Here is a 9,641-nt window from a genome sequence, read left to right as displayed (position 1 = left end):
CGCCTAATGCTAGGAAGGCGCAGGGGAATAGTAATACTCCTGACCAACCTACGAATACGAAGCGATCGCGCTTTAACCAGTCGTCTAGTACGTCAAACCACCCTCTACTGGGGGCGCGTCCTACTGCGATGGTCATCGGACTAAAATCCTCTTTTTACTAAAAATTTCAACGCTTTTGAGGAATAAACGTTTTTTTGACAGTCTCAGCAGCTTTGATACTGCTGAGTTTCTGAGAGCTTGCCACTTAAGTAAGTTGGCATTTCTCAGGCTTATGCCATTACACGTACCATTGGCTAGTAACCTAGCTTGTGGTAACTTAATGATCCTTAACTTATCACATTAGTTCGGGTTTTTGCCCTAACTACGCATGGAAATCTGGTATTGATCACAAACCTATTAAATAATATGAATATCAGAAATTTTACAATCTGACACAACTTTTCTCAGAAATCTCAAAATTAGGGAGTAGGAAAAAAGGTAAGGGAGCAGGGGGCAGGGAGTAAGAGAGAATAGTTATTGACCATTGACCATTGATATAGGCAAGAACTCACAGGGCAAGGTAGTTCCATGACGGCATCAACAACAGTTAACCAAGGCGATTCACCTAATGGCGATCGCTCCTCTTCCAGCCTTTTGCATCAAAAAGTTCTCGGTTCTCGTCGGTTGAGTAACTACTGGTGGGCAACTATTGTGACAATGGGAGCCACAGGCTTTTTGTTGGCAGGCATCTCTAGTTATCTAAAAATTAATTTACTATTAGTCACTGATCCTACTCAATTAATTTTTGTCCCCCAAGGATTAGTTATGGGCTTGTACGGTAGTGCTGGCTTGCTTTTATCTTTGTACTTGTGGCTAATGATTTTGTGGGATGTAGGTGGTGGCTACAACGATTTCAATCAAGAAACTGGTAGCCTCAAAATCTTTCGCTGGGGATTTCCCGGTAAAAATCGCCGCATCGAAATTGATGCCCGCATCCAAGATGTACAATCTGTGCGATTGGACATTAAAGAAGGTTTAAATCCTCGTCGTGCTGTCTATCTACGCATTAAGGGTCGGCGAGATATACCCTTAACTAGAGTAGGTCAGCCACTATCTTTAACTGAAATAGAAACACAAGGTGCAGAATTAGCCCGCTTTTTACGAGTACCTTTGGAAGGGCTGTAAAGTATGAAGTGTGAAGTCTGAAGTGTAAAGTAACGCCGTGTGCAACTTTCTCTCAAACCTAACACACGGCGTTATTTCTTTAATGCTTGAATAAGTGAATTGCCCATTGCACGGCAACCCAAAAGATTCATCCCAGAAGACATAATATCGCCTGTACGATCGCCTTGTTCTAATACTTGCAACACGGCTTGCTCAATATTGTCTGCTGCTTGGGGTTGATTTAAGCCATAACGTAGCATCATCGCCGCACTCAAAACCTGTGCTAAAGGATTTGCTTTGTCTTGTCCTGCAATATCTGGTGCAGAACCGTGAACTGGTTCATATACACCAGGAGAAGAAGCGCCCAAACTAGCAGAGGGTAACATCCCAATACTTCCTGTCAGCATGGCAGCAGCATCGGAGAGAATATCGCCAAACAGATTGCCTGTGACAATCGTATCAAACTGTTTGGGAGCGCGGACTAGTTGCATTGCGGCGTTATCCACATATAGATGAGAAAGTTCCACATCAGGATATTCTGCGGCCAGTTTGGTGATGCGATCGCGCCATAATTGAGATACTTCTAATACGTTGGCTTTATCTACAGAACAGAGTTTACCTCGGCGTTTTCTGGCTGTTTCAAAGGCGACTCTACCAATGCGCTCAATTTCTGATTCGCTGTAAACCATTGTATTCACACCGCGTTTCTCACCAGTCTCTGTTGCAAAAATTCCCTTGGGTTTACCAAAATAAATCCCACCCGTGAGTTCGCGCACCACCATAATATCTACGCCTTCCACAACTTCCCGTTTTAAAGTCGAAGCATCAATTAACTGGGGTAGAATTTGGGCTGGGCGTAAATTGGCAAATAATCCCAAACCCGCCCGCAGTCCTAACAAACCTGCTTCCGGGCGTAAATGCGATGGTAGGGAATCCCATTTATAACCACCAATAGCAGCGAGTAAAACAGCATCACTATTACGGCAAACATCTAAGGTTGAAGTTGGCAAAGGTTCACCTGTAGCGTCAATTGCTGCACCACCAATCAAAGCTTCTTGAAATTCAAACTGAATATCAAATTTTTCCCCGACGACATTCAGCACCTCTACCGCCACTGCCATAATTTCAGGGCCAATGCCATCGCCAGGAAGTAAGGTAATGCGGTAGTTCTGAGTCATAGGAGATTTCTATTAGGTAAATGCTTGCAGATTAAATATCATACCGAGCAAGATGTACCTATGGAAGCTTTAATTTATTTAGATGCGATCGCCTTTGGTGGTGATGATCAAAAATTACTGTGCTGAATCAAGCGATCGCAGTTATTTTTGAATTAAAGTAAACTGTGTGATGTCTCAAGTCTTAACAAATGCCAGCTTGTCCCCCTGTGGCTGTATCATCGGGGTGTTATCATAGCATAGAGGCACATTCGCAATTTATTTTTATCAATACCTGGAGAGGTGTCCGAGTGGTTGATGGTGACGCACTCGAAATGCGTTTTAAGGAAACTTAACGGGGGTTCGAATCCCCCCCTCTCCGTTTTAGCTAACGTGTACACATAAGTTTTTTAGATTTGTCACGCCAGTAAGAGAGGTTAATTTTTAGGCGTTGCTGAATTTAGGGATGAAATAATGAACCGCAAAGTACGCATATCCCTGCGGGGAAGCAAGCGTTCGACTGAGCTCACGCCGAAGTCTACGCGCAGCGTCTCGTAGAGAAGAAGAGGTTTTTTAGAAAGAAATACAAAAAAATCATCCCGCATTTATGCAACACCGAATATTTCTATAGGAATCCGATTAGATTTTTGAAAAAATCTAAATATGTGTAGTGTTGTCGCGGAGCGCAACGCACCAAAAGCTAGCGATGGTGTGTTAGGCTCACGCCTAACACACCCTACATGTCTTTCAGAAATCAAATATTAGTCTTATATAAAAATTTAAATTACTTTATTGAAAATAGATTTTAATTCACATTAAGTTATCATTTAAATCAACGTTCAATTAAATTTACAAAAAAGCTCGTAGGGTGAGCATGATCATGCCCACCCTACTGTGGTTTACTCATATAAAATCTGCTGTCAGTTTATAAATTTGCTTGCAGCAAAGTCTCCCCACGTTTATAAATTTCTTTTGCGTAGTCTGTCCAAGTACCTTGTCCCCAATAACGAAAGCAGCTAGTTTGGAGCAAAAAGTTATATAGTAATGCCTGGCGATATTGAGATTGTTTAGTAATCGATTCCGGTTCATTATTTAGCAGCATTTTATCTATTCGTTCATGAAATAAGCTGCTGAGTTGATTCATTGGAGATAACACATTTTCATAACCTTTTACCCAGCTAATATGATTTGTCCATGAAGCACCATCCATATGAAAATTTGGATTTATTTGTTTTAATTCTTGGATGGCATTTTCTACAGCTTCAGGTTGACAATTGTCTAGTGAAACTCGTTGCCAAATTTGATGCTGTCCTACTGGTTGACAAGTAGGATAATCTTCTGGGTTGCAACCTGCGGCTTCGATTAACTCTAAATATTCTGTGCCGCACATCCCCACAACGCCGGATTTACCACCGCCATGATTTACCATATCCCACCAAGCTTGTTTAAAAGCGCTGGGAAATTCATTCATCATCACGCCGCCATTTTCACCATCACCAATTTGGCTGACTATTGGTGGTATTAATACATTTCCTACTTGTTGTTTTGAAAGTGTTTTGGCTTCGTAGTATGGTTGCATCTGAGCAACTAATTTTGTATCAGAACCTTGAGTTTTAATCAAGGCTGTGATGCTAATTGTTTCCCCTTGGGAATTACGTGCGATTAAACGGTGTGGTAAATGTTTATAAGTAAGATATGTGCCGTTAATTGTTTCTACAGAATGTTCTTGTACGAGTAACCAACGGTAGCCGCATTCTTTGAGTGATTTGATAAATTCAAAGAGAGTATCGGGGTGATTTGGCAAGTGCATTTCTGGTGGCGAAAAGCCTTTAACTCGCGCCAATGCTTCCCAACCAAAAATCGCAGCAAAATATTGTTGCCAAGCGATGATGTGCAATTTAATATCGGGTATGGGTGTGGAAGGGACAACAGCATGACTCCACATTGTCCCCAGCCATTCAACATGAGGCTGATATTTTTGATCGCAAGTAATCCGTTTGAGGTTGTCGAGAACATCGTTGCGTCCCATTTGGCGCAATCCCCACAACAAATTGCCAGAGTAATCTAACATGACGCGGGGATTGCACCCTTGGCTGACGAGTTCTGGAATGAAATCTCCCATACGGCTATAGCAATAAGCAAAAGGCGCGGCGTTGTGGTTATCGCCTTCGTTGGGATGTTCAAACATATATTGCAGATTGCTGATCAGTTCGCCACCATGTCCCGCAGGTATGGTTGGCTGGTGCATGTGCAATGCGATCGCAAATACTGCATTGATATCCTCTAACTTGATATTGGTTGAGGGTAAGAATACAGGTTCATTATGGTTAACGACAGAAAGCACCTCGTTTTCCCATCCAGAAATATTTGGTAAGCCATCAATGATTTCTGGGGGGACGGTTGTAGGAAAGGAAAGCATAAAGTATGAGGAATAAAACTTTTCATCCCTCATACTGTATCTTTATTGTTGCAGTAGGCGATCGCGTCCCACAATCTCTTAAGACTTACGTGGAGACAGCAACGGAGTTACGTTTCTGGATAGTAAAACATCACAAAAACGATTGATTCTGCTGAAAAAAGCAGGTTTTTCTTCAGACTGCTGCTTTTTTGGTGGTGTAGCTATTTTTAAAATCAACTCTAGCAACCAAGGGGCGAGGCGTTGACACCACACAGCTAAATGACTTTGCCATCCGACTAAAATTTCTGGTGCATCATTTTGCAATCCGACAATTAAGGCTTGTGCTACTTGTTGGGGACTCATAGGGATCACCCAGCGAAATAGTCGCAAGTCTCGCACCATATCTGTGTCGGTGAGAGAAGGTAGTAAGGCTTTGACTTGAATATTGTACTCAGCTAGTTCCTGACGTAAGGCTTGGGTAAATCCTAAGATGGCAAACTTGGTGGCTGAATATGTTGCCATCGTCGGTGCAGCGACTTTCCCCATTAAACTAGAGACATTGACAATTGTCCCCTGTTTTTGGCTGGCCATGCGTCGAGCGATTAGACTGGTGAGGGTATACATTCCCAATAAATTCACCGAAAGTTCTTCTTGCACTTGGGGGAGTTTAGAACGCAAGAATGAGGTTTGATATGCAACTCCTGCACAGTTAACTAGTAGATTGATTGGGCCGTGACTACGCCATAGTTGCGCTACCGTAATATTTACTTCAGTGGCGCGAGTTAAATCTAGCGTCATGATGACGGCTTCTGTTCCCATCGCTTCAATTTCTTGAGCGACTTCTGCTAACTTTTGGCGATCGCGTGCTACTAAGATTAGTCTTTTCATACCTTGTTGCGCCAGCGCTAGGGCGATCGCTTTTCCAATACCGCGAGAAGCCCCTGTGATTAGAGCAACGTTACCTTGAATCTTCATCAGTTTTCATCTCCAGAATTTAAGTCTTACCCTGCGTTGTGTGCTTGCAGATAGACGCAATTACAGCTACTCATTTCTCGCAGGTGAGACAAATCATCGATCCTCGTTGAATTCAAAGGAGAACTAAGCCTTCAGCAATCAGATATTTTGGTTCTAGTCTGCATTGCAGAAATCCTCCGCCTTCCAGATAGCAAATCAATACTTCAAGCAATTGGCTGAATAGACATGGCTCATACGTTTTACCTCTTTTAGATTCAGAGCGGTTTTCAGCAGCGTTGCCATACACACGTTAACAATAAAATCAAGTAGTTGCAATATTCTTTAATAAGAATTTCTTAACACTTTGTAATCAAGGTTATATAATATATATAAAATATTTTGGGAAATAAGTTTTTATGAATACTGTCAGTCAAATATCGGCATTTCTTGACAATTAGTTATAAAGTCTACAGATTCCAGAAAATGTATCACTAACAATTAGTGATGTAGAGGAAGTATATATGAGTCATCAGCGATTATTTATTCTATAAAAGCAAATAAAAAAAGCTTGGTTCTCACACAAGCGTATTTATTTGTAAATTTAGACAAATGTTGCTTCTGTAAATACCTGAAACCAAGTCTCAGTATGAGTTTGGCTTGCCAATCATGGATATTAGTGAGCTTAGATTTTATTCAATTGTAAGACATAACTCAGGCACAAAAAAGACACAGAATTCTAGGACAATGTTAAGATGGTGTGTCTTCAGCAGATTTACTGAATTCAGTAAAAAATAGAAGTTGCCCACTCCTTACTCAAGGGGTAAGAATGTTATCTAAAATTAGAAACTAAACATAAAGCATCCTTTGAAACTATATTTTATGGCTACAAATATTCAGTAATCAGTAAAGTATGAGTGATCCCCATATAGACAACAAGATCCCCGACTTCTTTAAGAAGCCGGGGATCTGAACCTGTTGATTTTCACGAATCAAATAGGATTGCTAAATTTGACGATAAATTATCAATTAAAAGCGCAGAAAATACATTAATTGAGCGATTGCTTCGGCCGATAACTGCAATCTTTGCTGAAAATCAGCTAAATTACGGTAGAATCCATCCGCTAGGCGATTTTCTACCACTGCTTGGGCAAGGGATAAATCGATAAATGGCGTTTGTGCCAACATCTCAACTGTGGCGGTGTTCGGGTTAACTAAATGTGTCGTATGCACTAGAGATTCGTTGTCATAGTAAATAAAATTCAGCAGTGGCTCTAATGGCTTGAGTCGCTGTACAGGCAGACTCAAAGCTGCTGCAATATCTTCGATACAATAAAATTTAACCCCAGAACGAGAAAGTTCAACAAGCGATCGCGCCTGGTGAATGGACAAGCCTGGTAAGCGTAACCAATCGTCCACCGTTGCTTGATTCGCATCAATACGGATACCCAATTGCGCCGCTATTTGAATTTCTTCGCCAGATTGCAACCGATAGTAAGGATCATTGAGCAGTTTGGCACGAAGTTTTTGTAACTTGAAGTTTAAAGGTAGCCAGTTGTGCATCATATTTGCTTGCATCAAGAAATTTGGTCGAGCAGCTGGCGGCGCTTTTGCTCAAACTCATATTCAGAAATTAGACCATCTTGGCGGAGCGCATCTAACTCCCGCAAAGCATTCGCCACCGTTTCCACCTGATTACTTGTCTGTTGAGAAAACTTGACAGGTGACTTACCCTGATTAAAATTCCGGTCAAAAGCTTCTTCATCTTGGGCTAAATACCAAACACCTTCAATAGCACTAGCAACCTTGGGGATCGGTGTCCAAGAAAGCAGCACATATAAAATCCCCCACAACGGCTGTCCCAAATAAAACTTGTGCAGTCCTGAAACGGTGAGCGTACTAGAAAAAGCTAGAACAGCAGCAATACTGCGGCTTTTGCGTTTCGTTAACATATTTATTATAAATTTACCACTATCACAGTTAAAGCAGTCAAACAGCGATCGTAGCAAAATACCTAACTAAATTCAGCATCATATTAGTCTGGTGAGAATAGCCAAACTCTAAACCTATTCTGATGCTATCTTAAAATATTTCCTGAAAGGTTGGGCAGCATGGGTGCTGAAGGCGATGTTAAAGGCGAAGATTTACTCATGCGATCGCATTAACATTTACTTATAAATTTTCTCAAATATAAGTTAATCAATAAAACCTGCGAATAATAATCACAATAAATATTAAAAATGTTAGACATTCATAGCCTATAACCAATTTATTATATATGAATTAAATTATGATAAAATATTGTTGAATACTTTATATAAAAAGTTAACTAAATGAATGAATTATTGACTCGTATTACACAAACTCCGGGTCAATGTGGGGGTCGTCCTTGCATTCGAGGTATGAGAATTAGAGTCACTGACATTTTAGAAATGTTAGCAGAAAATGTCACGGTTAACGAAATTTTAGAAGATTTTCCCGATCTAGAACCAGAAGATATTCAAGCTTGTCTTTTGTTTGCTGCACGACGTACTGATTTTGTGCGATTAACAGCGTGAAGATTTGGATTGATGCTCAGTTACCACCTACATTAGCAAGTTGGGTAACAAATACTTTTGCTATTGAAGCTTTATCTTTAAAAGATATTGGACTACGCGACGCTAAAGATATCGATATTTTTGAAGTTGCAAGAATCGCTAATTTCGTTACTTTCATCATAGGCAATCACTCATTTTAGCCAAGCTTGGTTAAGACATAAAACGTGGATATCAAAATTACAATATTTTTTATTCTTTTGACACAGGACTTTTATAGTTTATAATATTTACATATTTTATGTGCTACGTATAGGAAAATAAACCAGGAAAAATGAAATAATTCCTAATACTGTTCCGACAGTACTCATGACCTGTATAAAAATACTATTAAAGCCGAACATAAAAGTTGCTGCAAGGGTAACGGCTATAAATAAAACAGTGCCAACTACTGAAACTAATAAAGGTGTTGTTCTTATTAAAATAGACTTATTACTCTCTTTAAATATTGGTGTTCCGACTAAATTTGTATACTTATATTCTTTGCCATCTGCTAATTCATGAATGAGTATTTTCCAAGGTTGATCAAAATTAGGTTTTATCAACAATTCAAAAGTATATAACTTATCTACATTTTCAAGCAAAGAACAAGCAAAAATATCTCCTATGTAAACTTTAGATACTGACGTGACATCAATAATTGCACTTTTGTTTTTTCCAATAACAGATATATAGCGCCTTAAATTGAGATACTGCACCCTTTCAATATTCCAATTAATACTGTCTGTCAAGCACGAGCCGTACCTTGCTTTCAGTCTTGCCAGATCATCTGCGGTATACTCACCATCTAGTTGAACTACTTTATCTTTAAAATCGCCAGTATAATATTTATAACAACCTGTTGAAAGATTTTGAAGTAAGTTATAAACATTTGTCCGAAGCAAATTTAATTTAACCTGTTCTGTTTTATTATCTTCGAGTTGAATAAATATTATTTGCTTAGTACCTTGTTCAATGCAATGAACAATTGAGTTAAGGTATTGATCTGGTCGATCAGTAGTTACAAAAACATATAAATCTCTCAATCTTGTTTACCCCTAAAAGTAATAACGCAACCTTTACCTGAAACTTTTGCTTTTCTTAAACAGACCGATGCTTCTAGCGATGTTCTTCCAACACCAAATGAAATGGTTTTTCCAGTTTTTTTAAAGAAGAATTCAGAATAAGAAGTTAAAATATCTAAAATATTGAGGTTATCAGAAACAATAAAACAGATATCATCGCCAGCCACATAAACTAAAGAAGCGTTAATTTCATTTTTTGCTCGTGTAGCTATATCTTCTAGAGCATCTTTTACTTGAAATGAAAATTTACTAGCTTCTTCAATATTTTCTGAAAGCAAGTAAAAATCAATAACGTCGCCTATGTTATCTCCGTCGCCAATGCAAATTATTGCCATCA

General features: G+C 39.5%; 10 protein-coding genes, 1 tRNA gene and 1 pseudogene. 4 read left to right on the top strand and 8 right to left on the bottom strand.

Features of this window, described 5'->3' with window-relative positions:
• A pseudogene (locus IQ259_RS20800) lies at positions 1 to 136 on the bottom strand (photosystem II D2 protein (photosystem q(a) protein)); the annotation flags it as partial.
• A gap of 431 nt (positions 137 to 567) precedes the next feature.
• Between IQ259_RS20800 and IQ259_RS20795 the strand changes: the two are divergent.
• Positions 568 to 1,164, top strand: a complete 597-nt coding sequence (locus IQ259_RS20795; RefSeq protein WP_193887896.1) for a photosystem I assembly protein Ycf4 — start codon at positions 568 to 570, stop codon at positions 1,162 to 1,164.
• A 71-nt stretch (positions 1,165 to 1,235) separates the two neighbouring features.
• On the opposite strand, the gene leuB is transcribed toward IQ259_RS20795, so the two are convergent.
• Entirely contained in the window at positions 1,236 to 2,321 is a 1,086-nt protein-coding gene (gene leuB / locus IQ259_RS20790; protein WP_193887895.1) for a 3-isopropylmalate dehydrogenase, read from the bottom strand.
• Between the two features lie 273 nt (positions 2,322 to 2,594).
• On the opposite strand from leuB, the gene IQ259_RS20785 reads away from it, so the two are divergent.
• Positions 2,595 to 2,679 (top strand) — tRNA-Ser (locus tag IQ259_RS20785).
• Positions 2,680 to 3,222: 543 nt separating this feature from the next.
• Here IQ259_RS20785 and IQ259_RS20780 read toward each other — a convergent pair.
• The 4 genes from IQ259_RS20780 to IQ259_RS20765 all read right to left on the bottom strand — a co-directional run bounded on the left by IQ259_RS20780 (position 3,223) and on the right by IQ259_RS20765 (position 7,598).
• Complete coding sequence (locus tag IQ259_RS20780; protein WP_193887894.1) at positions 3,223 to 4,716, bottom strand: glycosyl hydrolase family 57; 1,494 nt, start codon at positions 4,714 to 4,716, stop codon at positions 3,223 to 3,225.
• Between the two features lie 78 nt (positions 4,717 to 4,794).
• Positions 4,795 to 5,670, bottom strand: a complete 876-nt coding sequence (locus IQ259_RS20775) for an SDR family oxidoreductase (RefSeq protein ID WP_193887893.1) — start codon at positions 5,668 to 5,670, stop codon at positions 4,795 to 4,797.
• 1,005 nt (positions 5,671 to 6,675) lie between these two features.
• Complete coding sequence (locus IQ259_RS20770) at positions 6,676 to 7,209, bottom strand: ComEA family DNA-binding protein (RefSeq protein WP_193887899.1); 534 nt, start codon at positions 7,207 to 7,209, stop codon at positions 6,676 to 6,678.
• 14 nt (positions 7,210 to 7,223) lie between these two features.
• Positions 7,224 to 7,598, bottom strand: coding sequence for an NINE protein (locus IQ259_RS20765; RefSeq protein WP_193887892.1), 375 nt, complete (start codon positions 7,596 to 7,598; stop codon positions 7,224 to 7,226).
• Between the two features lie 381 nt (positions 7,599 to 7,979).
• On the opposite strand from IQ259_RS20765, the gene IQ259_RS20760 reads away from it, so the two are divergent.
• Together IQ259_RS20760 and IQ259_RS20755 are read left to right on the top strand one after the other, a co-directional pair.
• Positions 7,980 to 8,204: a DUF433 domain-containing protein gene (locus tag IQ259_RS20760; RefSeq protein ID WP_193887891.1), complete on the top strand. Its 225-nt coding sequence runs from the start codon at positions 7,980 to 7,982 to the stop codon at positions 8,202 to 8,204.
• The gene (locus IQ259_RS20755; protein ID WP_193887890.1) at positions 8,201 to 8,383 is read left to right on the top strand and encodes a DUF5615 family PIN-like protein; all 183 of its coding nucleotides are present in this window, start codon (positions 8,201 to 8,203) and stop codon (positions 8,381 to 8,383) included. The genes IQ259_RS20760 and IQ259_RS20755 overlap by 4 nt, the downstream gene beginning before the upstream one ends.
• 96 nt (positions 8,384 to 8,479) lie before the next feature.
• Here the strand turns inward: IQ259_RS20755 and IQ259_RS20750 are convergent, their stop codons facing one another.
• Together IQ259_RS20750 and IQ259_RS20745 are read right to left on the bottom strand one after the other, a co-directional pair.
• The gene (locus tag IQ259_RS20750; protein WP_193887889.1) at positions 8,480 to 9,265 is read right to left on the bottom strand and encodes a hypothetical protein; all 786 of its coding nucleotides are present in this window, start codon (positions 9,263 to 9,265) and stop codon (positions 8,480 to 8,482) included.
• On the bottom strand, positions 9,262 to 9,639 hold the full coding sequence (locus IQ259_RS20745) for a mCpol domain-containing protein (RefSeq protein WP_193887888.1): 378 nt from the start codon (positions 9,637 to 9,639) through the stop codon (positions 9,262 to 9,264). Before IQ259_RS20745 ends, IQ259_RS20750 begins: the two co-directional genes overlap by 4 nt.
• Positions 9,640 to 9,641 lie beyond the last annotated feature (2 nt).

Source organism: Fortiea sp. LEGE XX443 (genome assembly GCF_015206815.1).
Taxonomy (GTDB): Bacteria; Cyanobacteriota; Cyanobacteriia; order Cyanobacteriales; family Nostocaceae; genus Nostoc_B.
This window is presented reverse-complemented; position numbering and strand designations above follow the sequence as displayed.

Excerpts from the sequence above, each read along its gene's own strand:
- IQ259_RS20795 (WP_193887896.1), top strand. The coding sequence starts at position 568 with ATGACGGCATCAACAACAGTTAACCAAGGCGATTCACCTAATGGCGAT.
- leuB (WP_193887895.1), bottom strand. The coding sequence starts at position 2,321 with ATGACTCAGAACTACCGCATTACCTTACTTCCTGGCGATGGCATTGGC.
- IQ259_RS20780 (WP_193887894.1), bottom strand. The coding sequence starts at position 4,716 with ATGCTTTCCTTTCCTACAACCGTCCCCCCAGAAATCATTGATGGCTTA.
- IQ259_RS20775 (WP_193887893.1), bottom strand. The coding sequence starts at position 5,670 with ATGAAGATTCAAGGTAACGTTGCTCTAATCACAGGGGCTTCTCGCGGT.
- IQ259_RS20770 (WP_193887899.1), bottom strand. The coding sequence starts at position 7,209 with ATGCACAACTGGCTACCTTTAAACTTCAAGTTACAAAAACTTCGTGCC.
- IQ259_RS20765 (WP_193887892.1), bottom strand. The coding sequence starts at position 7,598 with ATGTTAACGAAACGCAAAAGCCGCAGTATTGCTGCTGTTCTAGCTTTT.
- IQ259_RS20760 (WP_193887891.1), top strand. The coding sequence starts at position 7,980 with ATGAATGAATTATTGACTCGTATTACACAAACTCCGGGTCAATGTGGG.
- IQ259_RS20745 (WP_193887888.1), bottom strand. The coding sequence starts at position 9,639 with ATGGCAATAATTTGCATTGGCGACGGAGATAACATAGGCGACGTTATT.